Source organism: Geosporobacter ferrireducens (assembly GCF_001750685.1).
GTDB classification, from domain to species: domain Bacteria; phylum Bacillota; class Clostridia; order Peptostreptococcales; family Thermotaleaceae; genus Geosporobacter; species Geosporobacter ferrireducens.
Map to the genome: position 1 here is coordinate 607,047 of NZ_CP017269.1, position 25,639 is coordinate 632,685.

22 protein-coding genes, 21 tRNA genes and 3 rRNA genes are annotated in these 25,639 nt (G+C 40.1%); 7 read left to right on the forward strand and 39 right to left on the reverse strand.

Going from position 1 to position 25,639, the window contains the following annotated elements:
- Window positions 1-14: 14 nt before the first annotated feature.
- The 7 genes from sigF to Gferi_RS03095 all read right to left on the reverse strand — a co-directional run bounded on the left by sigF (window position 15) and on the right by Gferi_RS03095 (window position 5,247).
- On the reverse strand, window positions 15-785 hold the full coding sequence (gene sigF, locus Gferi_RS03065; protein ID WP_069974242.1) for an RNA polymerase sporulation sigma factor SigF: 771 nt from the start codon (window positions 783-785) through the stop codon (window positions 15-17).
- 17 nt (window positions 786-802) lie between these two features.
- Entirely contained in the window at window positions 803-1,213 is a 411-nt protein-coding gene (gene spoIIAB / locus Gferi_RS03070) for an anti-sigma F factor (protein WP_069981278.1), read from the reverse strand.
- A gap of 31 nt (window positions 1,214-1,244) precedes the next feature.
- The gene (gene spoIIAA, locus Gferi_RS03075) at window positions 1,245-1,580 is read right to left on the reverse strand and encodes an anti-sigma F factor antagonist (RefSeq protein WP_069974243.1); all 336 of its coding nucleotides are present in this window, start codon (window positions 1,578-1,580) and stop codon (window positions 1,245-1,247) included.
- Between the two features lie 117 nt (window positions 1,581-1,697).
- Window positions 1,698-2,048, reverse strand: coding sequence for a phage holin family protein (locus tag Gferi_RS03080; RefSeq protein ID WP_069974244.1), 351 nt, complete (start codon window positions 2,046-2,048; stop codon window positions 1,698-1,700).
- Window positions 2,049-2,077: 29 nt separating this feature from the next.
- Window positions 2,078-3,253 (reverse strand): tRNA uracil 4-sulfurtransferase ThiI, encoded by a 1,176-nt coding sequence (gene thiI, locus Gferi_RS03085; protein WP_069974245.1) that lies wholly within the window; start codon window positions 3,251-3,253, stop codon window positions 2,078-2,080.
- A gap of 4 nt (window positions 3,254-3,257) precedes the next feature.
- Window positions 3,258-4,418, reverse strand: coding sequence for a cysteine desulfurase family protein (locus Gferi_RS03090; protein WP_069974246.1), 1,161 nt, complete (start codon window positions 4,416-4,418; stop codon window positions 3,258-3,260).
- 211 nt (window positions 4,419-4,629) lie between these two features.
- On the reverse strand, window positions 4,630-5,247 hold the full coding sequence (locus Gferi_RS03095; protein WP_069974247.1) for a lactate utilization protein: 618 nt from the start codon (window positions 5,245-5,247) through the stop codon (window positions 4,630-4,632).
- 382 nt (window positions 5,248-5,629) lie between these two features.
- Here Gferi_RS03095 and Gferi_RS03100 point away from each other — a divergent pair, with 382 nt between their 5' ends.
- Both Gferi_RS03100 and Gferi_RS03105 read left to right on the forward strand, forming a co-directional pair.
- Window positions 5,630-6,076: a hypothetical protein gene (locus Gferi_RS03100; protein WP_069974248.1), complete on the forward strand. Its 447-nt coding sequence runs from the start codon at window positions 5,630-5,632 to the stop codon at window positions 6,074-6,076.
- Between the two features lie 206 nt (window positions 6,077-6,282).
- Window positions 6,283-7,281 (forward strand): asparaginase, encoded by a 999-nt coding sequence (locus tag Gferi_RS03105; protein WP_069974249.1) that lies wholly within the window; start codon window positions 6,283-6,285, stop codon window positions 7,279-7,281.
- Window positions 7,282-7,310: 29 nt separating this feature from the next.
- Here Gferi_RS03105 and Gferi_RS03110 read toward each other — a convergent pair whose 3' ends face one another.
- The 3 genes from Gferi_RS03110 to Gferi_RS03120 form a co-directional block, all read right to left on the reverse strand.
- Window positions 7,311-8,381 (reverse strand): HD-GYP domain-containing protein, encoded by a 1,071-nt coding sequence (locus Gferi_RS03110; RefSeq protein WP_069974250.1) that lies wholly within the window; start codon window positions 8,379-8,381, stop codon window positions 7,311-7,313.
- 116 nt (window positions 8,382-8,497) lie between these two features.
- Window positions 8,498-8,857 (reverse strand): hypothetical protein, encoded by a 360-nt coding sequence (locus tag Gferi_RS03115; RefSeq protein ID WP_069974251.1) that lies wholly within the window; start codon window positions 8,855-8,857, stop codon window positions 8,498-8,500.
- A 109-nt stretch (window positions 8,858-8,966) separates the two neighbouring features.
- Window positions 8,967-10,391 carry a hypothetical protein gene (locus Gferi_RS03120; protein WP_069974252.1) on the reverse strand — a complete coding sequence of 475 codons (1,425 nt, stop codon included), beginning with the start codon at window positions 10,389-10,391 and terminating at the stop codon, window positions 8,967-8,969.
- A gap of 192 nt (window positions 10,392-10,583) precedes the next feature.
- Between Gferi_RS03120 and Gferi_RS03125 the strand changes: the two genes are divergently transcribed.
- Window positions 10,584-11,591 carry a ribonuclease H-like domain-containing protein gene (locus Gferi_RS03125; protein ID WP_069974253.1) on the forward strand — a complete coding sequence of 336 codons (1,008 nt, stop codon included), beginning with the start codon at window positions 10,584-10,586 and terminating at the stop codon, window positions 11,589-11,591.
- Between the two features lie 47 nt (window positions 11,592-11,638).
- Here the strand turns inward: Gferi_RS03125 and Gferi_RS03130 are convergent.
- From Gferi_RS03130 to Gferi_RS03245, 24 genes are all read right to left on the reverse strand, one after another.
- Window positions 11,639-11,714: transfer RNA gene (locus Gferi_RS03130), tRNA-Phe, on the reverse strand.
- Window positions 11,715-11,719: 5 nt separating this feature from the next.
- A tRNA-Ile gene (locus Gferi_RS03135) sits at window positions 11,720-11,796 on the reverse strand.
- Between the two features lie 7 nt (window positions 11,797-11,803).
- Window positions 11,804-11,880: transfer RNA gene (locus Gferi_RS03140), tRNA-Ile, on the reverse strand.
- A 6-nt stretch (window positions 11,881-11,886) separates the two neighbouring features.
- A tRNA-Pro gene (locus Gferi_RS03145) sits at window positions 11,887-11,963 on the reverse strand.
- A 16-nt stretch (window positions 11,964-11,979) separates the two neighbouring features.
- A tRNA-Trp gene (locus tag Gferi_RS03150) sits at window positions 11,980-12,055 on the reverse strand.
- 19 nt (window positions 12,056-12,074) lie between these two features.
- Window positions 12,075-12,166: transfer RNA gene (locus tag Gferi_RS03155), tRNA-Ser, on the reverse strand.
- Between the two features lie 5 nt (window positions 12,167-12,171).
- Window positions 12,172-12,260, reverse strand: a tRNA-Ser gene (locus Gferi_RS03160).
- A 103-nt stretch (window positions 12,261-12,363) separates the two neighbouring features.
- Window positions 12,364-12,439: transfer RNA gene (locus Gferi_RS03165), tRNA-Lys, on the reverse strand.
- Between the two features lie 4 nt (window positions 12,440-12,443).
- Window positions 12,444-12,520, reverse strand: a tRNA-Gln gene (locus Gferi_RS03170).
- A gap of 9 nt (window positions 12,521-12,529) precedes the next feature.
- Window positions 12,530-12,606 (reverse strand) — tRNA-Arg (locus tag Gferi_RS03175).
- 4 nt (window positions 12,607-12,610) lie between these two features.
- A tRNA-Gly gene (locus tag Gferi_RS03180) sits at window positions 12,611-12,684 on the reverse strand.
- Window positions 12,685-12,693: 9 nt separating this feature from the next.
- Window positions 12,694-12,768: transfer RNA gene (locus Gferi_RS03185), tRNA-Gly, on the reverse strand.
- Between the two features lie 5 nt (window positions 12,769-12,773).
- Window positions 12,774-12,858, reverse strand: a tRNA-Tyr gene (locus Gferi_RS03190).
- Window positions 12,859-12,864: 6 nt separating this feature from the next.
- Window positions 12,865-12,939: transfer RNA gene (locus Gferi_RS03195), tRNA-Thr, on the reverse strand.
- A 19-nt stretch (window positions 12,940-12,958) separates the two neighbouring features.
- A tRNA-Asp gene (locus Gferi_RS03200) sits at window positions 12,959-13,035 on the reverse strand.
- Between the two features lie 7 nt (window positions 13,036-13,042).
- Window positions 13,043-13,118: transfer RNA gene (locus Gferi_RS03205), tRNA-Val, on the reverse strand.
- 7 nt (window positions 13,119-13,125) lie between these two features.
- Window positions 13,126-13,200 (reverse strand) — tRNA-Glu (locus Gferi_RS03210).
- Between the two features lie 4 nt (window positions 13,201-13,204).
- A tRNA-Met gene (locus Gferi_RS03215) sits at window positions 13,205-13,280 on the reverse strand.
- A gap of 8 nt (window positions 13,281-13,288) precedes the next feature.
- Window positions 13,289-13,376: transfer RNA gene (locus Gferi_RS03220), tRNA-Leu, on the reverse strand.
- A gap of 7 nt (window positions 13,377-13,383) precedes the next feature.
- A tRNA-Asn gene (locus tag Gferi_RS03225) sits at window positions 13,384-13,458 on the reverse strand.
- Between the two features lie 9 nt (window positions 13,459-13,467).
- A 5S ribosomal RNA gene (gene rrf, locus Gferi_RS03230) occupies window positions 13,468-13,584 on the reverse strand.
- A gap of 135 nt (window positions 13,585-13,719) precedes the next feature.
- A 23S ribosomal RNA gene (locus tag Gferi_RS03235) occupies window positions 13,720-16,783 on the reverse strand.
- Window positions 16,784-16,834: 51 nt separating this feature from the next.
- Window positions 16,835-16,910: transfer RNA gene (locus Gferi_RS03240), tRNA-Ala, on the reverse strand.
- A 65-nt stretch (window positions 16,911-16,975) separates the two neighbouring features.
- Window positions 16,976-18,494 (reverse strand): 16S ribosomal RNA (locus Gferi_RS03245).
- Together the 16S, 23S and 5S rRNA genes with 21 tRNA genes alongside form the textbook arrangement of a ribosomal RNA operon.
- Window positions 18,495-19,016: 522 nt before the next feature.
- Here Gferi_RS03245 and Gferi_RS03250 point away from each other — a divergent pair.
- Both Gferi_RS03250 and Gferi_RS03255 read left to right on the forward strand, forming a co-directional pair.
- The gene (locus Gferi_RS03250; protein ID WP_069974254.1) at window positions 19,017-19,901 is read left to right on the forward strand and encodes a DMT family transporter; all 885 of its coding nucleotides are present in this window, start codon (window positions 19,017-19,019) and stop codon (window positions 19,899-19,901) included.
- Window positions 19,902-20,022: 121 nt separating this feature from the next.
- Window positions 20,023-20,364 carry a hypothetical protein gene (locus tag Gferi_RS03255; RefSeq protein ID WP_069974255.1) on the forward strand — a complete coding sequence of 114 codons (342 nt, stop codon included), beginning with the start codon at window positions 20,023-20,025 and terminating at the stop codon, window positions 20,362-20,364.
- On the opposite strand, the gene Gferi_RS28740 is transcribed toward Gferi_RS03255, so the two are convergent.
- Window positions 20,311-21,138, reverse strand: a complete 828-nt coding sequence (locus Gferi_RS28740) for a copper amine oxidase N-terminal domain-containing protein (RefSeq protein ID WP_069974256.1) — start codon at window positions 21,136-21,138, stop codon at window positions 20,311-20,313. The genes Gferi_RS03255 and Gferi_RS28740 overlap by 54 nt on opposite strands.
- A 223-nt stretch (window positions 21,139-21,361) precedes the next feature.
- Window positions 21,362-22,102: a DUF3298 and DUF4163 domain-containing protein gene (locus tag Gferi_RS03265; protein WP_083273338.1), complete on the reverse strand. Its 741-nt coding sequence runs from the start codon at window positions 22,100-22,102 to the stop codon at window positions 21,362-21,364.
- A gap of 154 nt (window positions 22,103-22,256) precedes the next feature.
- Here Gferi_RS03265 and Gferi_RS03270 point away from each other — a divergent pair, with 154 nt between their 5' ends.
- Window positions 22,257-22,718 carry a hypothetical protein gene (locus tag Gferi_RS03270; RefSeq protein WP_069974257.1) on the forward strand — a complete coding sequence of 154 codons (462 nt, stop codon included), beginning with the start codon at window positions 22,257-22,259 and terminating at the stop codon, window positions 22,716-22,718.
- A gap of 46 nt (window positions 22,719-22,764) precedes the next feature.
- Here the strand turns inward: Gferi_RS03270 and Gferi_RS03275 are convergent, their stop codons facing one another.
- The gene (locus Gferi_RS03275) at window positions 22,765-23,190 is read right to left on the reverse strand and encodes a CGGC domain-containing protein (RefSeq protein WP_069974258.1); all 426 of its coding nucleotides are present in this window, start codon (window positions 23,188-23,190) and stop codon (window positions 22,765-22,767) included.
- Window positions 23,191-23,227: 37 nt separating this feature from the next.
- Window positions 23,228-23,773, reverse strand: coding sequence for a GNAT family N-acetyltransferase (locus Gferi_RS03280; protein ID WP_069974259.1), 546 nt, complete (start codon window positions 23,771-23,773; stop codon window positions 23,228-23,230).
- Between the two features lie 83 nt (window positions 23,774-23,856).
- Between Gferi_RS03280 and Gferi_RS03285 the strand changes: the two genes are divergently transcribed.
- On the forward strand, window positions 23,857-24,069 hold the full coding sequence (locus Gferi_RS03285) for a helix-turn-helix domain-containing protein (RefSeq protein ID WP_069974260.1): 213 nt from the start codon (window positions 23,857-23,859) through the stop codon (window positions 24,067-24,069).
- Window positions 24,070-24,229: 160 nt separating this feature from the next.
- Here the strand turns inward: Gferi_RS03285 and Gferi_RS03290 are convergent, their stop codons facing one another.
- Window positions 24,230-25,597, reverse strand: a complete 1,368-nt coding sequence (locus Gferi_RS03290) for a uroporphyrinogen decarboxylase/cobalamine-independent methonine synthase family protein (RefSeq protein WP_069974261.1) — start codon at window positions 25,595-25,597, stop codon at window positions 24,230-24,232.
- Window positions 25,598-25,639: the final 42 nt, after the last annotated feature.

The following is a 25,639-nucleotide window of genomic DNA, read 5'->3' on the forward strand; positions in this document are numbered from 1 at the left end:
AAGACATGCCAATGTCATGTCTTTGCTAATAAATCTTTCATTTGTTGCAAAACCTTTTTTTCTATTCTAGAAACTTGAACCTGTGAAATACCAAGAATCTCTGCAATTTCTGTCTGAGTTTTATCTTTAAAATAGCGAAGGACAATAATCTGCCGTTCCCTAGGCTTCAGTTTCGACAAAACTTCCCGCAATGCTAGCCGATCGATCACTTCACTATCGTCTTCCACATTGGATTCGCTGATTTTATCTATTAGATGCACTGGTGATCCGTCATCCTGATGAATTACATCATATAGGTAGTCGGGATGCACATTGGAATCCAAGGCCATTACAATCTCTTCCTTTGATATATTAAGTTCTTCTGATACTTCCTGAAGCGTAGGTTCCCGCCCTAGCTGTTTGAACAAGGTTTCCTTCACAGATTTTACTTTCCCAGCAGTTTGTTTTAGGGATCGACTTACTTTAATCATTCCGTCATCCCTTAAAAATCTTTTGATTTCTCCAATAATCATCGGTACAGCGTAGGTTGAAAAACGAACATCATAGGATAAATCAAATTTCTCTATAGCCTTTACAAGACCAATACAGCCCAACTGATATAAATCATCTCGTTCATATCCTCTATTTGCAAAACGTTTTAATACACTTCGTACCAGACCAAGGTTATGACTTACAAGTATGTCTTGGGCATACTTGTCTCCCCCTTGGACTCTTTTAATCAATGCTATGGTTTCTTCATGGGTTAAGATTTCATTGGTCTCATCAGATAATGCGGTCATATTCATATCATCTACCTCTCGTATTATCGACTTTCGAATTTCTTAACCATCCGTACCCTTGTACCTACACCTTGTTCGGAGGTTACTTCTACCGTATCCATAAAGGTTTCCATGACGGTAAAGCCCATGCCGGATCGTTCCAATTCAGGTTTAGAGGTATAAAGGGGCAGCCTCGCTTGTTCAATATCTTCGATCCCTTTTCCATGGTCCTCCACTATTATTTCTATTTCATTATCCTTTATACTGCATTCTATCACCACAGTACCTTTTTCCTCTTCGTAGCCATGTATAATAGCGTTCGTAACAGCTTCTGAAACAGCAGTTTTTACATCTGCCAATTCTTCAATCGTCGGATCCAATTGTGATGCGAAAGAAGCAACAACAATTCTTGCAAATGCTTCATTCTGCGATTTACTCATACACTCTAATCTCATATGATTTGTATTTGTCAATACCCTCACCCCTTTATAAGTTCTCCATTGCCTGCTTCTTTGTATCAAATTTCTTTACAATATTGAGCAGGCCTGACATCTTGAAAATTCTTTCAATGCGGCTGTTCATATGAACCACAGCAACTTGTCCACCAGTTTTATACAACCTTTTATAACGTCCGATTACTAACCCGATACCGGAGCTATCCATAAAGTTCATGCCCTGTAAATCGAGCAACAGATTTCTAATACTATGCTGATCAATTTGTCTATCAATATCCTCACGAATTTCTTCTGCTGTATGATGATCCAATTCCCCCTCGATCTGCGCAACTAAAGTATTATTGATTACTTCAAATTTTAAATGCAATATAATCCCCCCTCTATTCCTTGTCATTTTATATATTCTTGCAGGCATCACTATTTTCCTTTGATGAAAATTAGCTTCTTTTGTCTAATAAGAAAAAAGATTGGTTTTTCAACCAATCTAATCTTTTTCTATTCCTAGCAATCCACTAAGAATCATATGCACAATGCTCAAAACAACAGCCGCTAATATAGCTCCTAAGAATCCACTGACAACAAATCCGCTGACAAAAGCCGCTGATAACTTTAGTACAATTCCATTAATAACAAAAGTAAACAATCCCAAAGTTAATATATTGATCGGCAGTGTAAGTAGAAAAACAATTGGTTTAATAACCATATTTGCCCCACCTAGGATAACTGCAGCAATCATTGCTGTAGCAAAATCTGCAACGTAGACATTTTGAAATAATCTTGCAGTGATATAAATAGACAATGCACTGACAAACCATCGCATCAAAAACTTACCCATTCTTCTTCCCCCTTTACCTGATGCTTCTTTTAATCTTCTTGCTCGATCTCAAGTATTTCAACATTTTTAATCGCTTCTTCAATAAGTGCTTCTACATCCAGTTTATTCTCTGACAATAAAATTCTTTCCAATTTTGGTTTTGTAACAGGTCTTTTCGGCAAAAAAACAGTGCAGCAATCTTCATAAGGAAGAATAGAGGTTTCAAAGGTACCAATCTTTCTTGCTAAATCTACAATGTCTGACTTATCCGTAGCAATCAATGGACGGAATACAGGCATAGAGACCGCTGCATTCGTAACAGTTAAACCCTGCACTGTCTGGCTGGCAACCTGTCCAATGCTTTCCCCGGTAATCAGTCCGTCACAACCCTCTTGGATTGCCAATCTTTCTGCAATTTTCATCATGAATCTTCTAGACAATATCGTCATTTCTTCTGGCGGACACTTTTCATTGATCTCTTTTTGGATAGGCAGCAGATTTATATTATGCATTCTAATTTTTCCACAATATTGCGATAAGATTCTGGCTAAATCAATCACTTTTTCTTTTGCCCGTTCACTGGTAAAAGGATAACTGTGATAGTGAACTGATTCAATCATCACGCCGCGTTTTGCAACCATCCATCCGGCAACAGGACTATCAATTCCTCCAGACAATAAAAGCATGGCCTTCCCATTGGTACCTAAAGGGAGTCCTCCTAATCCCTGTATCCGTTTCGAGAAAACATATGCACGGTCTCGAATCTCTACGTGGATTGTCAGATCCGGCTGGTGTACATCTACCTTTAAACCATCTACATTAGAAAGTATGTATCCTCCTACTTCTCTGGCAATTTCCAAGGAGTTCATAGGAAACCGCTTATCCCCTCTTCTGCTTTCCACCTTAAAGGTTTTGATGTTTCCTTCCTTTAGACGTTCTAGCGTATGCTCTAACGCAACCCGATAAATTTGATCCATATCTATTTCGAAAGCATGCGCAGGACTTACAGATACAACGCCAAAAACTTTTGTTACCTGTGCAATTGCCTCTGCTTCATCTAATGCATCAATATCAGCAAAAACCATCCCATTTGACTTGTGAACCTTTGCTTTTCCCAGCGTTCTAAGATTCAATTCGATATGCCGTACCAATTTATCTTCAAAAAATGATTTATTCAAGCCTTTTAGGGCTATCTCTCCGTATCTTATTATCAGTACCTTTTTCATTGGATCACCTCTTCATCATAATCTTTTTTAAGTCATATATATGTTTTTTTAATTGATTCAGAACATAGTCTACCTCTTCGATTGTATTCTGATAAGAAAAGCTAAATCGAATAGCTCCTTCAATTTCTTCTTCTGACAAACCCATTGCCTTTAATACATGACTCTGACTGCTTTTTTTTGAGGAGCAGGCAGAACCTGTAGACACATAAATTTCATCTTGCTCCAGCATATGCAGCAACACCTCTCCTCTTATTCCGGGAAAACTAATGCTAAGAATGTGAGGAGCACTTTCATCTCCCTGGCAGCCGTTAAAGATTGCATCCTTGATTTCACTTAGTATTCCTGCCTTTAACCGTTCCTTTACCTGAACCATTTTTTGAATGCCATCGTCAATTTCCTTTTCAATAGCAGCTGAAGCAATGCCTAGTCCTAAAATTCCTGGAACATTTTCTGTTCCGGGTCTTATACCAATCTCTTGTCCCCCTCCATAAATAATCGGGGTAAACTTTAGGTCTTTTCTTATATAAAGTGCTCCGATTCCTTTAGGCCCATGAATCTTATGTCCGCTAATAGAAAGCAAATCTATACCTAATTTACTTGGATTCATTTTTAACTTGCCAAAGGATTGCACTGCATCCACATGTAAAATAATCTTATTTTTAGAATTATTTAATATCTGTCGAATTTTTTCAATAGGCTGTATAGTCCCTACTTCATTATTTACATGCATGATACTGAGCAAAATTGTATTCTCATCCACTTCCTGCTCCAACTGGTGTAGGTCAATTTTCCCTTTACGGTCTACATCCAGATAAACAACACTATATCCTTTGGTCTCTAAATATTTAAAAACATTTAACACCGATGGATGTTCTATACTGCTGGTAATAATTTTATTTCCCCTTCTATGCTGGGCTGCAATCGTTCCTAAAATTGCAGCGTTATTCGACTCTGTACCGCCGGAGGTAAAGATAATTTCCTCATCCTTTACGCCTAATGCTTTTGCTACCTGTCTTCTAGATGCTTTGATCAGCTTTTCTACCTCTACACCCTTACGATGGAGGGAGGAAGGGTTTCCGTAATGTATTGTTAATGCCTTCAGCATCGTTTCTACTACTTCTTTGCTTGGTTTCGTAGTGGCACTATTATCAAAATATGCTTCCATTTTATTTCTCCCCAATACAACAAATTTTTCCTGTATCTAAAATATTGTATATTAACTTATTTTTTTTGTAAAGCTGTTCTTCATGCAAACCTGTCATTATAGCTTTGATGAATGAAAACAAAATAATGCAAATCCGATATTATATTTCTATCCTTTCCTAAATAAATAAAAAAAATAATGCACTCAATGTGCATTATTCCCGTTTTTCATATCAATATCCTAGGCTTTCTCCGATTAAAACTACTTCCATTTCTGTCTGCATAGGCTTTTTATGGATAATCGTGGTTACATTGCATATTCTTTGAGGAGAATTACAGTCTATACATTCGCCAGTAACACTACAGGGGGTCTTGAGATTCAATCGCTTCGCATTCGGAGGAGCAGCTTGTTTTCGCAGACGATCCAAAGCATCTACCATGTCATTACAAATTTTATTGATGCCACATACAATCATTACTTTTTTAGGTCCATAGATCATAGTAGCAACACGATTACCAACACCATCAACGTTGATAATCTCACCCGTCAACGTTATTGCATTTGCACTTGTTAAGTACAGGTCTGCTTTTCCTGCTTTTTCTAGCGCTGCTTTTTTACCCTCCGGTGTCGTTTCTAACCAGTGCCATACCACTTCGTTTCCCTGTTCCATTAGGTCATGGTGCAGGTTCATATTTTGAATCGTAATAGAACCCCCAATTCCAACACACTGTTCTTTTGCTACAGACTTTAGTATGTAATCTTTTGCTTCATCTGCTGTATCAAAATAGACCGCATCCATTCGATTCTGCCGAAAACTTTTTAATGTTTGCTCAATACTTTCCCTGTTCATTCTATCACCCCTATTAACATAATTTACTATTTCATTATAATATAAAAATCTGTAATATTTAAATAGATATTTTATCTCATTTGATATATTCACATCATATAAAATTCATATATTTTTAAAAACTTTTTTATAAATATTTTTCATAAATATATTGTAAACCTTGTCGTATTTTGTTATAATTTGTTTAGTGGTTATCCCCCTGGTAACCTCTATAATATAATCTCTATTCCCAATACCCCTTTTGAACGTAAACCAACAAAAATACCGGTCCCCGAGGACTGGTATTTTTGTTGGTTTTCATAATATTTATTCCAAATTAGGAATATCATAGAAAAAGGGCAATTTATATTGTAAACAAAAAGTAATCAGGGGAGTGAATATTATGCATACTTTTAAAAAATATCGATTGATTTTTTCAATTTTGCTCATTATTACATTATCCTATTTTCTATACAATACTATGAATACACGTTCCCAAGAAACTAGTACTGCCGCTGCAATACATCCTCTAATAACCTGTAGAAAAGTCGGTGAAAGATTTCAACCAATTGAACCTACAGCAACTTTTTATGTAGATTCTCCCGAAATTCATAGCCTGCTTCAGTTTGAAAACCTCCCAAAAGAATCTAAACTAACTGCAAAGTGGTTTTATGGTTCAGTAGATCAAGAGCCATTCCATGTGGCCTCTATTGATATTTCTGGAAGCGATACAGTACATTTTTGGCTTCAAGCGCCTGCAAGTGGCTGGTATATTGGCAGCTATAGAATTGAAATATATCTAAATGAAGAACGAATCGAAACACGAGAAATCCTGGTTACTTATAAATGATTTATTGTGGCATACCCTCACCACCTACGCTAATGCTTAGAGGTGAGGGCTTCTTGTTATATTAGGTTAAATTTATAAATCACTATGTCTTTTTTCGAAATCCCATTATCTGTCATAGCCATCTCAAAATATATTGGTCGTTGACAATGTAATAAAAAATTTATATCCTTAATATAGATATGATAAAAAATGCAGGAGGAATCAATATGGCCAATACCCATAAAGTAGCTGTTGTTTTTACTGGTGGGACAATCTCCATGAAGATTGATCCTAGGATAGCTGCTGCAATTCCAGCGCTATCCAGTGAAGAAATAATGTCCATGGTCACAAACATAGATAAGTTTGCTGATATAGAAATTGTAAATTTTGATCAAATTCCTGGACCTCATATGACACCTAGCCGGATGATGGATTTAGCAAAGATTGTAAAAACTTTAGTATCTCGTGAGGACATCACGGGTGTTGTCATTACCCATGGTACAGACTCCCTTGAAGAAACCGCTTTCCTGCTTGATTTGACGATTCATACTGAAAAACCGGTTATTGTGGTAGGTGCCATGCGAAGCAGCTCTGAACTCGGTTATGATGGTCCTAGCAACTTATCTGCAGCAATTTGTACAGCAATTTCTGATCATGCAAAAAATAGAGGTGTTTTAGTTGTAATGAATACAGAGGTCAATGCTGCCAGTGAGGTCACTAAAACCCATACGCTTAGTCTGGATACCTTTAAATCTATGGAATTCGGTCCTCTGGGCATCGTAGATAATGATGAAGTAATCTTTTATCGAGACATGACCAAACACCATCATATTGAAACCGACACGATTGAACCAAATGTAGATTTGATTAAATGCGTTGTTGGAATGGATTCTAGACTCATCAAGTGCTGCGTGGACTCTGGTGCAAAGGGATTGGTTTTAGAAGCTATGGGAAGAGGAAATGTTCCACCGATGATGATGGAAGGAATTGAGTACGCGATTCAAAAAGGTATTCTTGTTGTAATGGTATCCCGATGTCCTATGGGAAGGGTGTTAGACACCTATGGTTATGAAGGAGCCGGTAGGTCTTTGAGAAATCTAGGCGTGATTTTTGGCGGTAATTTTCCAGGGCAAAAAGCAAGAATTAAACTTATGCTGGCCCTAAGCGTAACACAAAATCATGAAACTATAAAAGACATTTTCGAGCATGGGTTATATCATAAATAGAAGCAAGGCATCTAAACTGCCTTGCTTTTTTATGCAATCACATCAACAATTTCAATCTCTTTAAACTTCAGTAGGTCAACAAATCCATTTTCTGTTTTGACTAGAGGCTTTGTAGGCATTTGTTGATTCAGTAATACGATTTCCCCTACTTCTCCAGTACTTAATTTCACGATATTTCCAACATAGAACTTAGATATATTGGACAAAAACACATTGGCAATGTAAGGATCTAAGGAAGCGAAACTGTTCTCTGCCAATATTTCAGCGACTTTAAAAGGCGATTCTTTTGTTTTATATACTCTGTTTGAAGTCATGGCATCAAAGATATCGGCAATGGCAATAATCTTTGCAAACTCGTGAATACGATCTCCTTTAATTCCAAATGGGTAACCGCTTCCATTCATGCGCTCGTGATGTTGAAGAATACCACAACAGATATCATGATCGATTCCTTCTGTTCCTTTTACCATTTCATATCCAAAAACGGAATGTTTTTTGATAATCTCAAATTCTTCTGTTGTCAGCGGACCTGGCTTATTGAGTATTTCAGCGGGAATCTTTCCTTTTCCTACATCATGCAATAAGGCTGCAGTAGCCAGTTTATTCAAGTCACTGGATGAATAATCCAACCATTTTCCTATCATTGTAGATAAGACACATACACCCATTGAATGATTAAAAGTATAGGCATCCCCTGTTTCAATTTGTCTCAATCTACCTAAGATATTATTATGACTTAATACTTCATCAATCAATGGCTTTACTGATTTATCCACCACTTCTTTTTCAATTTTTTTCCCAAGTCCTAAATTGTGGTACATGTCTTTGAATGACTTCATAGATTTATGATATTCAATATTTAATTTGCGATCCACAATAATAACGGATGGAGCCTCGCTTTGATTATTGATACCACTTTCTATATTTGCATCATCGGTTTCCATAACATAAACATAATTGAGGTGGATCTTTTTTAAATTGTCAATCTGCTTGTCTGTTAAAATAGTTCCACTCGTAAGCAGTACAATATCATATTTACCAACGATATCTTCTCCAAGGATCATGCCCTCGCATAATTCATCGATATGAATACGTTTCATTCACTGCACCATCCTTTACCTTTGTTTCAATTGTATATAATAGACATCTGAATTATGATCTATATAATTCTACATAATTCTTCATTTTCCTCCTTTTGTAACAGAGTAATTTTCACTTAATTGACACGATATCCACAATTCTGGCAGAAGCCTTCTCCACCTTTTACCTGTCCGCCACATCTACGGCAATAAGTTACTCCCCTCATTTGATCCAACCGCCCTCTAATTCGGGCAATCTCTTGAAATAACCGCTCTAATTCCTCGCATTTTTCTTGAATCAACGCAGGAGGTACGTTATTCCCTAAATAATTTTTAAATACCAGTTCTCCTATAAACATCTTTATTTCATTAATTTCTGATTCAATACGATTGATTTCCAGTTTATTATCTGCAATCTCCAAAAGCTTATCTGTTGTATCAGATAGCACTCTGCCTCCTTCGGAGATCTTCTGACCTAGTTTATTAAAGAAATCCATAAAAAATCCCTCCTTCTATTTATACTATTCACAATAGACAAAGAGAGATATTTTTTATCAAATCAATTGCTCTTTATTATCATACATTTATATGCATTTCTTGCTTTATTTATTCGGTTTTCATCTGCTCTCGCACCTTATTCATAATCCAGTTTTTCTCTGCATTTCCTGTATTAAACTCAATACAGCTTTTTACATACTCGAAAAATTCCTCTGGTGATTTGAATGGAATAGGTATCAGTGTAAATAATCGTCTCATCCGTATGCGTCGGAAATCTCCTGACATATCCTTTAATAGCGCATCCATATATTCTATAAATTTCTTCAAAATAGCAGGATCATTTTCCAATATAGAAGATTTATCCTCTAAACTAACTACTTTATCAATGTCAACCGTATTTAGATCATCCGAAATCGCTATAATTTTTTGTGAATTTTTGATAAAGACTTGAATGTCTTCGTTTTGCAGCAAATTTTCTTTCTCCACAACCTTATTAAAATATTCTCCAAGTTGTTGCATATCCTTTGTTAACTGATCTTTCTGTATTCTGCAGCTTTCATAAAGCTGTTCCAGGGAAATATTCTTTATGTTTTCTTCCACATTTTTCATGGTAATAATATTGCAGAAATCTTCAAAAACATCTTGTAGTCTTATTCCCTTACCGATTTCTCTATGTAAGTCTTTAAAGTGTAATTCCTTTAAAAGCATTATTCTATTTAAAATTCGGCCGTAGATTTGGAATGTATGACATAGTCTAGAAATGTTTTGCATGATTTGATATGTATCCTTTGCAATAGATTGCATTTGTCCTTCATCTAGCTTTTTATACTCTAGCTTGCCCAGCGCCTCAATCTTATCACATACAGAAGGAAAACCATCGCCATATCCCTCACAGTCCTTGCCGTAGAATTGTTCTTCGAAACTCTGTAGAGTATTTTTCCACTCATGAGCAGGTATTCTGCTTCTATGCTCATCTAGTACAGCATGTACTCTATCTAAAAAGAACTGTTTCGTCATACGGAAGGGAAGTACTGATAAGAGGTTACTAATTCGATAAGACATCTTTTCTACATCTTTTGATAAATAAGCCGCAACTTCCTGATAAAACGCCTCAGCATCAGGCTTAGGAAGATTTTTCTTTTCAAAGGCAGCCAATCCCAACCTATCGTTTAGTATTTCATGTACATAGCTGCATTCATAATAATAGGCATTTAAAACCTTAATATGTCTTATAACTTGTTTCCTAAGTTCATTTATCACTATTTGTCTTTCGGCATTTATTAATAATTCAGGAAGATTGTACATCACTTCAATCGTCTTTTGATGGACTTCCTGAATGTTTACATCAATGTCTCTGTTCATCATTTGTGCATGTTCATATTGTCCAATGCACAAGACCGCTTCTTGTAGCATTTCCACAAAAAATATATTTTCTATATTTTGATTTTGTTCCTGAAGAATCTTCGCTAAAGGAGATATATTCACCTCACCTTCACTTTTATTTCTATAATCTTTCAATTCTTTTTTTACCAACAAATAAACCTCCTCTTATGATTGCCTCTTGATTAACTGCAAATAACAATATTCATTATACCATAAAACAGCTCAATTTTTTCAAGGGGTAAATATTCCGTGTTTCTCAGAGAATTCCCTTGCTTTTTATGGAACGCAAAGTATATCATAATATGTAGAATAGTTTTCCAGACATAAACATGAGGTGATTTTTTGGAAATATTACAACATAAACGAACAGAAATCTTTCCCTTATCGAAGCATTTTACATCTTTTTATGCAAATCATCGTTTTATCGTATTTGATATCGAAACAACAGGTCTCAATGCCAAATATGAAAAGGTAATCCTCATTGGATTAATGTATATTGAAGAGGGACAACCGGTCATTGAGCAATATTTTTGCCATCATCGCAAAAATGAGCCTTTGCTGCTAAACAAGTTTTCTGAAAAAATTCGTCCATATGATCTTTTAATTAGCTATAACGGAAATTCTTTTGATATACCTTTTTTAAATCAAAGGTTTCATCAGAATGGGATTACCTACCAAATTAATAAATATAAAAATCTTGACCTATTGCGTTTTGCTCGAAAATATCAACAACATCTGAATTTAACCGACTGCACCTTAAAATCTGTTGAGAAAAGTATTGGCATACATCGAAAAGATACTATATCTGGTAAAGAGAGTGTAGAATTATATAAAGCCTATGAAAAGAACCCTAGCCTTGCATTAAAGAACAAGATATTGCTGCATAACTACGAGGATATATACTATCTAGGCCACTGCTTGCAGATTATTGATCATGTATCCTACGATCAAGCACTAGAACAAATGCCGCTCATTCTAAAGCCCAAAGCTGATCAGATCTGGAATATTTCAAGCCTAAAGATAAAGACCAATACTTTACAAGTAGAAGGGTATTATACAGGTTCTCCGCTAGAAGATTGTATCATCCACGAAAATGGGTATAGCTTTCATTATGAGCAGTTGACCCATCAATATCAGCTTCGTATTCCCCTTTATGCCGGAATGCTTTCTTCAGGAGTAAAATGCCTATACATCGATGCCTTTGACTTTTCATTCCCCTATACAAAACAAACCTTAGATCTGCCACTTCAAGAGCATATTATTCCAATTAAAGTTTCTAATAGCCTAAAAACTGCAGAAATTATTGACTTTGTAAATCATTTAATAGAGTATATCCTTTTAAAATATTAACGAATACAATAAAAAAGTACAGCGAATTATCACTGTACTTTTTTTCCTGGTGCCCAGAGGCGGAATCGAACCACCGACACGGGGATTTTCAGTCCCCTGCTCTACCGACTGAGCTATCTGGGCGAGAATGGTGGGCCTTCAGGGACTCGAACCCCGGACCTACCGGTTATGAGCCGGACGCTCTAACCAACTGAGCTAAAGGCCCCAATCTATGGTGGGCTTAGGAGGACTCGAACCTCCGACCTCACGCTTATCAGGCGTGCGCTCTAACCACCTGAGCTATAAGCCCATACTATGGTCGGGGTGGCAGGATTTGAACCCGCGGCCCTCTGGTCCCAAACCAGATGCGCTACCAAACTGCGCTACACCCCGGTATTAGATTGGAAATTGGCAGGGGTAGCAGGACTTGAACCCACGACACGTGGTTTTGGAGACCACTGTTCTACCAACTGAACTATACCCCTGTATTAAAAATCTAAAATGTGGCGGAGAAGGAGGGATTCGAACCCTCGCACCAGTTTCCCGGCCTAACGGTTTAGCAAACCGTCCTCTTCAGCCTACTTGAGTACTTCTCCACATTTGGCGGAGGGGGTGGGATTCGAACCCACGGCCCCTTTCGGAGTCACTGGTTTTCAAGACCAGCTCCTTAAACCGCTCGGACACCCCTCCGTATTAGAAGTTAGAGGTCGGAGGTCAGAATTAGGGTAACTTCTTTGAAGAAAACCTAAAAAGCTTTTCTCACTTCTCACCTCTGATTCCTCACTTCTCATTTTGGTGACCCATCCGCGGCTCGAACGCGGGACACCTTGATTAAAAGTCAAGTGCTCTACCTGCTGAGCTAATGGGTCATAATGGCTGGGGTAGCTGGACTCGAACCAACGGAATGCCAGAGTCAAAGTCTGGTGCCTTACCGACTTGGCTATACCCCAATATTAAAGTGGTGAGCCCACAGGGATTCGAACCCCGGACACACGGCTTAGAAGGCCGTTGCTCTATCCAACTGAGCTATGAGCCCACAATGGAGCGGATGATGGGAATCGAACCCACGCTATCAGCTTGGAAGGCTGAAGTTCTACCATTGAACTACATCCGCATGAAATAATGGAGCGGAAGACGAGATTCGAACTCGCGACCCTCGCCTTGGCAAGGCGATGCTCTACCCCTGAGCCACTTCCGCATGTTTGGTGGAGGAAGGTGGATTCGAACCACCGAAAGCTCAGCTAACGGATTTACAGTCCGCCCCCTTTGGCCGCTCGGGAATTCCTCCGAAAAATGGAGCTAGTGAAGGGAATCGAACCCCCAACCTGCTGATTACAAGTCAGCTGCTCTACCGTTGAGCCACACTAGCATGATATTGAATATAAAAATGGCGACCCGGAAGGGGCTCGAACCCTCGACCTCCAGCGTGACAGGCTGGCATTCTAACCAACTGAACTACCGGGCCATTTTAATGGTGGTCGCAATAGGGATCGAACCTATGACCCCCTGCTTGTAAGGCAGGTGCTCTCCCAGCTGAGCTATGCGACCTTAATATTGGTGACCCATCCGGGAATCGAACCCGGGTTACCGCCGTGAAAGGGCGGTGTCTTGACCGCTTGACCAATGGGCCTTAATGGTTGCGGAGACAGGATTTGAACCTGTGACCTTCGGGTTATGAGCCCGACGAGCTGCCAGCTGCTCCACTCCGCGATAATATATGGTGCCGGGGACCGGAATCGAACCGGTACGGTCTTGAGGACCGCAGGATTTTAAGTCCTGTGCGTCTGCCAGTTCCGCCACCCCGGCAAGGGGTTGGCTCCAGAGGGGGGACTCGAACCCTCAACCTACCGGTTAACAGCCGGGTGCTCCACCATTGAGCTACTCTGGAACGTTTCCAAACCAGCAACGACCTACTCTCCCAAGGCGCTTCCGCCTAAGTACCATCAGCGCTGAAGGGCTTAACTGCTGTGTTCGGTATGGGAACAGGTGTGACCCCTTCGCTGTAGTCACTGGATTTGTTTAATCCTCTGTTTTACGAGGACAAGATATATATTAACACAATTTTAATGTGTTGTCAAGGTGTATAAGGCTAGATAATTTATCCAATATACCCTCAAAACTGAACCATGAAGTTAGAGAAAAAATACATTTGGTCAAGTCCTCGACCTATTAGTATCGGTCAGCTGAAGACATTACTGCCCTTACACCTCCGACCTATCAACCAGATAGTCTATCTGGGGTCTTACTCCTTGCGGATGGGAAATCTAATCTTGAGGGGGGCTTCGCGCTTAGATGCCTTCAGCGCTTATCCCGTCCGTACATAGCTACTCAGCCGTGCTCCTGGCGGAACAACTGATACACCAGAGGTACGTCCATCCCGGTCCTCTCGTACTAAGGACAGCTCCTCTCAAATTTCCTGCGCCCACAGCGGATAGGGACCGAACTGTCTCACGACGTTCTGAACCCAGCTCGCGTGCCTCTTTAATGGGCGAACAGCCCAACCCTTGGGACCTACTACAGCCCCAGGATGAGACGAGCCGACATCGAGGTGCCAAACCTCCCCGTCGATGTGGACTCTTGGGGGAGATAAGCCTGTTATCCCCGGGGTAGCTTTTATCCGTTGAGCGATGGCCCTTCCACTCGGAACCACCGGATCACTAAGCCCGACTTTCGTCCTTGCTCGACCTGTACGTCTCGCAATCAAGCTCCCTTCTGCCTTTACACTCTACGCGCGATTTCCAACCGCGCTGAGGGAACCTTTGGGCGCCTCCGTTACTTTTTGGGAGGCGACCGCCCCAGTCAAACTGCCCACCTGACAGTGTCCCAAAGCCGGATTCACGGCTTATGGTTAGAACTCCAGTATTACAAGAGTGGTATCCCAAGGTTGACTCCACCTAGACTGGCGTCCAAGCTTCCAAATCTCCCACCTATCCTGTACATGCAATACCAAAATCCAGTGTCAGGCTACAGTAAAGCTCCACGGGGTCTTTCCGTCCTGCTGCGGGTAACCAGCATCTTCACTGGTACTACAATTTCACCGAGTCTATTGTTGAGACAGTGCCCAAATCGTTACGCCTTTCGTGCGGGTCGGAACTTACCCGACAAGGAATTTCGCTACCTTAGGACCGTTATAGTTACGGCCGCCGTTTACTGGGGCTTAAGTTCAGTGCTTCACCTTGCGGTTAACACGTCCCCTTAACCTTCCAGCACCGGGCAGGCGTCAGCCCCTATACATCGTCTTTCGACTTAGCAGAGACCTGTGTTTTTGTTAAACAGTCGCTTGGGCCTATTCTCTGCGGCCACCTCGGGCTTTAACACCCTACCGTGGCACCCCTTCTCCCGAAGTTACGGGGTCATTTTGCCGAGTTCCTTAACAATAGTTCTCTCGCTCGTCTTAGGATTCTCTCCTCACCTACCTGTGTCGGTTTGCGGTACGGGCACCTAGATCTAACTAGAGGCTTTTCTTGACAGTGTGGAATCAGTCAGTTCGCTACTTAAATTTCACTCCCCATCACCTTTTAGGATTGTTAGAACGGATTTGCCTATCCTAACTCCCTACGGGCTTAGACGCACACGACCAACGGTGCGCATGACCTATCCTCCTGTGTCACCCCATTGCTCAAACAATCTTCGGTGGTACAGGAATTTCAACCTGTTGTCCATCGCCTACGACTTTCGTCCTCGGCTTAGGTCCCGACTAACCCTGAGCGGACGAACCTTCCTCAGGAAACCTTAGGTTTTCGACGGGTGGGATTCTCACCCACCTCTCGCTACTCATGCCAACATTCTCTCTTGTATGCAGTCCACCACTCCTTACGGTGTGACTTCTACCCGCATACAATGCTCCCCTACCCCTGATGTAGAACCAGTACTACCCTCTAGGTTTTAGCTTTTTGGATCTTGGCGTAAGTTTTCTCGCTCTTTTAGGTAAGCTCGAAATCTTTCGCGAAGATGTCCTTCATCCCGTTAGGGATTTTCCTAAAGAATACTATTGGTTCTACATCAAGCCGTAGCTTCGGTGACAGGTTTGAGCCCCGGACATCTTTGGCGCAGGATCACTCGACTAGTGAGCTATTACGCACTCTTTAAATGAGTGGCTGCTTCTAAGCCAACATCCTAGTTGTCTGTGCAATCCCACATCCTTTTCCACTTAACCTGTACTTTGGGACCTTAGCTGACGGTCTGGGCTGTTTCCCTTTTGACCACGAAACTTATCTCACGTAGTCTGACTCCCAAATATAAGAATACGGCATTCGGAGTTTGATAAGCTTTGGTAACCGATGAGGGCCCCTAGGCTATTCAGTGCTCTACCTCCGCATCTCTTCATTTGAGGCTAGCCCTAAAGCTATTTCGGGGAGAACCAGCTATCTCCGGGTTCGATTGGAATTTCTCCGCTATCCACAAGTCATCCCAGCCTTTTTCAACAGACATGGGTTCGGACCTCCACGAAATTTTACTTCCGCTTCATCCTGCTCATGGATAGGTCACCCGGTTTCGGGTCTACGGCATGCAACTAAAGACGCCCTCTTAAGACTCGCTTTCGCTGCGGCTCCGCTGCATAACAGCTTAACCTTGCTGCATACCGTAACTCGTTGGCCCGTTCTACAAAAAGTACGCGATCGTCCATATAAAGGACTTTCACTGCTTGTAAACATAGGGTTTCAGGTTCTCTTTCACTCCCCTCCCGGGGTTCTTTTCACCTTTCCCTCACGGTACTATACGCTATCGGTCACCAGGTAGTATTTAGCCTTGGGGGGTGGTCCCCCCTGCTTCCCACAAGGTTTCACGTGTCTCGTGGTACTCTGGAGTATACTCAAGACTTTAGTCGTTTCATCTACAGGACTCTTACCTCCTATGGTGGGCCTTTCCAGACCGCTTCGACTACAACTGCCATCTCTTAACGAGTATATCCGCAACCCCAAGAAGAAATCTTCTTGGTTTGGGCTAATCCCCTTTCGCTCGCCGCTACTTAGGGAATCGAGTTTTCTTTCTCTTCCTCAGGGTACTTAGATGTTTCAGTTCCCCTGGTATGCCTCCTCACTACCTATGGATTGAGTAGTGGGTAACTGGGTATTACCCCAGCTGGGTTCCCCCATTCGGAAATCCCCGGATCAATGCCTGCTTGCGGCTTCCCGAGACTTATCGCAGCTTACCGCGTCCTTCTTCGGCTCCTGGTGCCAAGGCATTCGCCCTATGCTCTTTATAACTTGACCAGAAATTGTATTTTGATTCTCTCTTCATTGTTCAGTTTTCAAGGTACATGTTGGTGGAGATGAGGAGGATCGAACTCCTGACCCCCTGCGTGCAAGGCAGGTGCTCTCCCAGCTGAGCTACATCCCCAACTTTTTGAAAGACTATTAGTCTCTCAAAACTAGACAGTGTAAGAAAAAGCCTTAGCTCCTTAGAAAGGAGGTGATCCAGCCGCACCTTCCGATACGGCTACCTTGTTACGACTTCACCCCAGTCACTCATTTCACCTTCGGCAGCTGCTCCCTTTCGGTTAGCTCACTGACTTCGGGTGCCCTGAGCTCCCATGGTGTGACGGGCGGTGTGTACAAGACCCGGGAACGCATTCACCGCGGCATTCTGATCCACGATTACTAGCAACTCCAGCTTCATGTGGGCGAGTTGCAGCCCACAATCCGAACTGAGACTGGCTTTTAGGATTTGCTCCGGATTACTCCTTCGCTTCCCGTTGTACCAGCCATTGTAGCACGTGTGTAGCCCAGAACATAAGGGGCATGATGATTTGACGTCATCCCCACCTTCCTCCGAGTTATCCCCGGCAGTCTCTCTAGAGTGCCCAGCTTCACCTGCTGGCAACTAAAGACAAGGGTTGCGCTCGTTGCGGGACTTAACCCAACATCTCACGACACGAGCTGACGACAACCATGCACCACCTGTCTCTCCGTCCCCGAAGGGATTTCACCCGTTACGGCTAATGCGGAGGATGTCAAGTCCTGGTAAGGTTCTTCGCGTTGCTTCGAATTAAACCACATGCTCCGCTGCTTGTGCGGGTCCCCGTCAATTCCTTTGAGTTTCACTCTTGCGAGCGTACTCCCCAGGCGGAGTGCTTAATGCGTTAGCTGCGGCACCGAGGGCTGTCGCCCCCGACACCTAGCACTCATCGTTTACGGCGTGGACTACCAGGGTATCTAATCCTGTTCGCTCCCCACGCTTTCGTGCCTCAGCGTCAGTTACAGTCCAGTAAGTCGCCTTCGCCACTGGTGTTCCTCCTAATATCTACGCATTTCACCGCTACACTAGGAATTCCACTTACCTCTCCTGCACTCAAGCCAATAAGTTTCCAAGGCTTACTACGGTTAAGCCGTAGCCTTTCACCCCAGACTTTATCGGCCGCCTACGCACCCTTTACGCCCAGTGATTCCGGATAACGCTTGCCCCCTACGTATTACCGCGGCTGCTGGCACGTAGTTAGCCGGGGCTTCCTCCTAAGGTACCGTCATTCTTCTTCCCTTAGGACAGAGCTTTACGACCCGAAGGCCTTCATCGCTCACGCGGCGTTGCTGCATCAGGGTTTCCCCCATTGTGCAATATTCCCCACTGCTGCCTCCCGTAGGAGTCTGGACCGTGTCTCAGTTCCAGTGTGGCCGATCACCCTCTCAGGTCGGCTACTGATCGTCGCCTTGGTGAGCCTTTACCTCACCAACTAGCTAATCAGACGCGGGCCCATCCTATACCGATAAATCTTTGACCGACTCTCCATGCGAAGCATCGGTGTTATGGGGTATTAGCACACCTTTCGGTGTGTTATCCCCCTGTATAGGGCAGGTTGCCCACGCGTTACTCACCCGTCCGCCGCTAGATTGCTTCGTAGCAAGCTACTCCACAATCCCGCTCGACTTGCATGTGTTAGGCACGCCGCCAGCGTTCATCCTGAGCCAGGATCAAACTCTCAAATAAAAATGCTCGCTTCGTTCAAATTATATTGAACGGGTTTGCGCTTACGCGCTATATTTGCTGGCTTTAATTCTTACACTGTTTAGTTTTCAAAGACCAATTTGCTTTGGCGTCTTAGTGACACCGACTTAAATATATTACCACATTTCTCATCTTATGTCAACACCGTTTTTCTTGGTAGTTTTTAGTACCTTTCTTTCGGCGACGACAAAGAATATCTTATCATCTTCTTGCACTCCCGTCAACCACCAGTTTTTGTTAATCTTCGGCAGTGACGACAAGATTTATCTTACCACCAATTTCAGTTCCAGTCAAATGGTAATTACTTCCAATTCTAATATTCTACCCCCACCGTATAGACGCTATAATGATAGACTCTCCAATCTTTGAAATCCTATGTAATTGTATTCGACGTGGATTTACATTATAATGAAATAGAACTTCAATCAAAATCTGGTTGGTCTCCAGTGATTTACAACCTACTTTGAATAAATGTTCAATATTTATAATAAGGCAGGGATATATATGAACAGTTATAAGGGTACAATTCTAGTGTTGCTTTCTGCTTTGGGATTTGCTTTAATGCCTACCTTTGCTCTTTTTGCATATCAAACAGGAATTAGTGTCACAACACTTCTTTTTATTCGTTTTGCCTTAGCTTCTGCGCTTTTCTTTCTGTATATATTTTTTAAAAAAATACCCCTATTGCTCTCAGGAAAGGATTATTTTTCGCTCTTCCTGCTAGGTGGTATATGTTATAACACAATGTCTAATCTCTACTTCTCATCGGTTAAATATATTCCTGCAGCATTGGCAGTTTTAATATTATATACCTACCCTATGATGGTTTCTATACTATCATTTTTAATAGATCGGGAAACTCCTTCGAAGAAAGTAATCTTTTCCTTAGGTATTTCTTTTGTTGGACTTATTCTGGTACTCGGCACTTCGATTGGAACAGTAAGTCGCTTTGGTGTTCTTCTTGCACTAAGCGCTGCGCTGATTTACTCTATCTATATAGTAGTAGGAAACAGGATCATTAGAAAAATCCCTTCTCTTATTGCAACTGCTTTTATTACATTGTTTTCTTCCATAGGAATTTTCTTATTAGGAATATTTTCTGGAGATCTTTCTTTTCACTTTGAAGCAAGTGCATGGATTTGGATTTTAGGACTTTCTCTTTTTTCTACAATTCTAGCTATATTTACTTTTTTCAAAGGGATGGAGTTGTTAGGTCCTACCCATGCTTCTATTTTAAGTATGGCCGAACCGCTTTTTGCGATTCTTATATCCATTGCCCTATTTCGCGACCCTATTACGATTTTCCAAGTCATCGGTGGTGTTGTCGTTCTTTTAGGCGCATTTTTAACAGCTAAATCCCAGGAACATACAGCAAAAGCTCAAAATTGACAATCCTCGATTTTGAGCTTTACTCATTTTCCAAATTTCACCACGATCTATAAAAATCAAAAACTTGCATATATTTATAATATAATTACAAAAAAGTATTCTGGATTTTAGGAGTGAATCAATGATGGATGGTAATGATTTTCTATTTTCAATGGTAGAAACCGCTGATGGGTCTGCAGTCTTTATTACTTCAAAAGATGTTTGGGAAGAAGAAGCTGTAATGAGTCAAGGCTTTGATGATGAGGAAATGAAGATCCTTGAACCGATTTTAGGCAAAGCAGGTCTGCGAGAATTGATGGAATCCTGCTATGAAATGACAAAGCCGTCTGGAGAAACGAAGGATATTTTGTTAGAACAGGGACTCATGCAGGATAAGAATTTCGATAACTATGTGACCAAAGAATTTGCTCTAGTCTGTAGCTATGCTATTGTCCTCGACGAATTCTTCCGGTTCATCATTTAATACTTCTTCAGGCTGGCTTTCCCCATTCAATAAATCTTCAGACTCAGCAATTTCACCTTCTGTTTCATCTATTATTTCGATTGTTTCAGCTTCTTCATCCCAGTCTACGGTTAGTCCCAAGCTTTCAACAATGAAACGCAGAGGAATTACGGTTCTTTTATTCACAATCTCTGCTGGAGCGTCAATCGCCACCTCTTGTCCATTAACATAGGCAATTTTGCTGTCTATTTTTAAAATTATCTCTCCATCACCTTTGATAATTGTTACTTCTTTCGTATCACTATTCCAGTTTACCGTTGCTCCAAAAGCTTCTGTTAATGCTCTGACAGGAATTAATGTTCTGCCGTCCTTAATAACAGGCGGTATATCAAATTTCATTTTCATATTTTTCGAAACGATATTTTCGATGGGGAGGATTTTTATATCTGGATAACTTGTTTTAATCTCTGTGATTCGCTCCTGTATTTTCTCTATTTCTTCAGTGGAATAAGCATTTTTAGCAGTTTCTCTCAATTCTTTAACACTAGTTTTCATCTCATTCTTTTCAGCTTTTTTGTTTCTATCTTGCGGATCAATTTCTTCTTGCGACTCTTCTGTTTCTTCCCTCACCGCTGCACTTTTTTGATTTGCTTTTTCATTATTCTTATTCTCTAGATTTTGGTTTTTACCTGTTCCCTTGTCTGTATTTTGGGGCTTTGCCAAGGAATATGTAGGATAAGCCAAAAGCATTGCAAAAGTCAAAACAAAAACCATTAAGTACCTAAATCTCTGCATAGGTATCCTCCTCTTTAGTTAATTATGCTTTACATCTTACATTACAGGAGTTACCAACATGTATCAATGATCTATCCTACTCATTTTCGTCCGAAGGAATTAGTCCTTATTTCTCATTTTTATCTGCATCACTTGCTCATCTGCTTAATAATGAGTTTTAGTTCATTTACTGTAATGCTCCTGAATACATGCTTTTTTAAAGCTTACATTCAGGAGCATTTTTTTATCTCACTAATAACTCTGGCCGCAATGCATTGCCAAACAGCGTAAAGGGTAATGCAATTACTGGTATCCCTGCTTCAGTCGGTGCAATTTGGTGGAAACCGAAAAATATAACAATACGCTCATTTTCAATATAGAAGGGCTGCCCCACAGTTATCCCTTGAAATCGTTCTATCGTTCCGGGAAAATAAGCTTCTGGGTTTCTCCGGACCTCGCTTCGGATTGCTTCGTCAATGAGTTTCTTATAATCAATATTTTCTCTAAACAAATCACTTAAGGATAATGGCCTCCCTGTCAGCAAATTATAATTGTACGAAACCTTTATATAATAGTCTCTTCCCCCAACAAATTCATAATAGGTTAAAACAATGCTGATGATATTGTTTCTATTATAGGTGACCCTATAGACATTGGATATCCTATAGGGTATAACATCCCTTCCTTCCAACATGGGCCCTTCAACATATTCCTTTGCTGCTTCTTCCATCTGTCGATTGAATTCCCTGATATCGCTTTCAATGGCTGTGTTCATTCTGTTCACTGCAGTTTGAAACATAGGTCCCTGAAATACAGGAATTCTTAAGTCTACTTCTATATAATCCTTTTTGTACCTTAATTCTTTTGTATAAACTGTCACTGGATTTATATTTAAACCCCCATACTCCATCCCATATAAAACGGTACGATCGATTACAGAATTATATTGATATGGATATCCATAATTCATATATACATATTGCATGCCGTGCACCTCCAAATCTTTCTTCACTCCATCCTATGTCACTGACACACAAAGTTACACCTTTCCTCACAAGAATTGGTGCATTGTATCTGAAGCATTCATATGCTACAATAATATCGACGTACCAAAATCTACAGAACAAGGAGATCAAAAGATGAATATAAAAAGAATATCTGCTGTTTTGCTTATTTTTTCCCTTATAGCAATTTTAGGAGCCTGCACCCAAAATGCACCAAATAAAACACCCGAAGATACGGTTAAAAATTTTATTGCCGCCGGAATTGCAGAAGACAAGGAAACTTTTAAAGAACTCCTTAAATTACCTCAGGATGAAGATGCCTTTGCAGAAGCTTATATAAAAGTTTATGCTGAGTTTGCCGCAGAAAAGGAAGTAACAATCGATAAGATTAACGTAAGGGTTATCACTGAGAATGATTTGTTGGATGGTGTATTAGAGCAAATGGAGGAAGAACACGGCTATGTACCGATCATTGCAGAAGTAACTAATTTTGACGAGCAGCCATTACTTTTTTTATTAGAGAAAGAAAATGATAAGTATTATATTCGAAACATTGATACTAGAGAAAGATATGAAGAGTTATTTGTTGAACAATAAAGGGGTAGGACGACTGGGTCCTATCCCTTTATTGTTTTTAAAATACTTATTCCTCGATTTTTAAATAGTCTTTATATATACCCTGTTCTCTTTTCCTGGATGCATTCTTACTGACATAAGAGCCTTCTACTACCTGCTTAAATCCCCGTTTTTCAACAATTCCCTTTATATATTCAATATGGGGACACCGGTCATAGTGATAGTTATCTGTAGTCATACAAGAGGCTAAATGAATTACAACATCATCTTTATTTACATCGGTTTTCTTTCTAAATTTATTCGACAAATGCTCTAATTTTGCCGATACACTTTTTCCACAGCAGCCTCCGCAAGTAAAAGATATATATCTGGTATTCTCCGTATATCTGTCAAAGACACCCTCTTTATTATAAAAAGCGTTGGTACATGCAAACCCACTACATCGGTTATGGGCAATTTCACATTGCAGGATTACTACATATTTCGCTTCCATATTTATTTCCCCCTTTGTTTTTATCTGTGATTTATTCCTAGAGATACTGTTTACTTTTCCATTCTGTCTTTAAAAGAACCATTTCATAGGAACTCCAATCTCCATCCATTCCTTTTCTTACATTTTTAAGTAATTTTTCTTTTTTAAATCCAACCCTCTCATAGCATTGAATCGCACCCGTATTAAAATCAAATACATTTAATGCTATCTTATTGAAGCCAAAATCCTCAAAACCCAATCTAACAATTTCTTGCAATACTTTTCGACCGAGCCCTTTTCCCCTCATACTTTGATGTGCAATAAGAAACCTGCACACTTTTCCTATTTTATTTTCCGCATCTGCCTGGCGCAGTTCAACGGTCCCAATTGCTTCATTCGTCTCACCTAGTATGATTTTATAGACAAATATGGTAGGATGGTCTATATAGATATGATATCTAAAATAGTTCTCTAGTTGTTCTTCATTTAGAGGATGATTATATAAAGGGCCTGCCCATTGGGCTAAATCATCTGCCGATTTGTTCTCATTCCATTCTAAAATCTTTTTAAAATCTTGTCTTTCCAGTGGTTGGAGTTTAATCATGGCACTAACCTCCTCAATGATATCTAAACATTATATATATCTTGATTACACTTTTTAAATTTTATCTTAATGGAGGTGAAAAGATGCTTTTTAATTTCGGTATAAGAAACAAAACGATCAAAGAACTAAGAAAAAAACGCGGATATACAGCACAGGAACTGTCAGATAGAATGAAAATATCTAAATCCTTAATTCTAAGAGTAGATGATATGAAACTAAAAGATGTACCTGAGCCGTTAAAATCCAAACTGACTCCAATATTGAGAGGAGATGATACGGATAAGATTCCGTGGTAGCATTGGCACAAATTACGCTTCTTCCTATATATTATCAAATGATTTTACAAACAACAACTAATCCTTTGAGCCTTTAGTCAAAAGTTTATTTACAAAAGTCAAATTTAAGTTTTAAGAAGATTAACCCCTGTCAACAGTACGTTAACAGGGGTTAATCTTCTTATACCAGCAAAGCAAGCATTCTAAATACCATATCTTCATAGGTTTGCAGTTTCGCAGCCATTAGAGGTTCTAATTTTGGATCAATATCCGAATGTATTTCTTTATAGTCGTTCCAAGACATGTAATACTTAGATTTAAATTCGGGAATTTCCTCTTTTATCGGTGTTTTAGCTGATATTTTTTCAGAAGCCGCTTTTTCTCCGGCATTGTCATATTTTGAATTCTCGACGACATATTTAAGCACTGCAGCATAGTTTTCTACATTAATGCTGTCTAGCGTAACCGGAGTTTTATCAAATGTAAAATAGTATCTGCCTCCAGGCGCTAAAATATCTATCAGTTCCTTAGCTTTATCAATACATTGCTCTTTCGTTGCCGTTTTTAAGTAGGTAATCGGGTAGAATCCGGATATGATATGTTTTTTTCCTAATTTTTCTTTTACAAGTTTAGGATCTCCAAATTCAAAATAAAGCCTGGTATTTTCAGGCAGATCCTGTAGATAATCAAGATACCTCATCCAATCATGCTCACAAAATATCAAGGATGGTTGGCCCGCCTCTGCAAGTGCATGAACCATCTTACTAAAAGTAGGCCAGTAAAGTTTTTCAAAATCTTTCGTCCTAAGATATGTACCCATATGCAATGCAATAAAAGTATGTCCATATTTAGAAGGTATCGGTGGCATTCCTTTCTTTATTTGTAGCGGAAGGGCTGCTTCACATGCTTCTATTATTTTTTCAGGGCATCTTTTTATATCTAAAGCAATTTCTTTAAAACCTCTTAAAAAGTCTGATATAAAATCAAAGGGTGTAGTAGCTCCAGCAAATGTTCCTCGGGGCACAGTATGGAAGCCGTATTTTTCGATCAGTTTTTGATCTATTTTTGCATAGGCTTCTATATAATCATAATAGGCTTTAAATGCTTTTGCAAAGACAATGGATCTTCTTATTGGATCTGTATTTAGTTCAGGATACAATCTGGGAAGTACTTTTTCCATAAGACAGTCATATGGATTTTTTATAAATTCATCATATTCACTGGCATCCATTGCTGTAACTTCAGGATGCTGTATAAATCCATTTGATCCCATTACAAACCCTCTTGAGCCTAATATCTGAAGATGTGCCGGATATCTTGAAAATGCAGAAGGATAATAGTCTGCACTCGTCATTTGACATGCTTTGTCTAATGCCTCTTCTATTCCTTCTAATGTCCATTGAGTTTCTGCTAAAGGAAGGTTGGAATATTGCATACAGAACTCGATAGGTAGATTTGCCATAATCGGTACTCTTTTTGGTATGATCCCGTCAAATAGATCTTCAAACAGCTCTTTTCTTTCCATTCGCAGTTGTTTTGCGTCTAACATGATCATCATCTCCCTACTATTATAAATGAATCCAACTGGTCA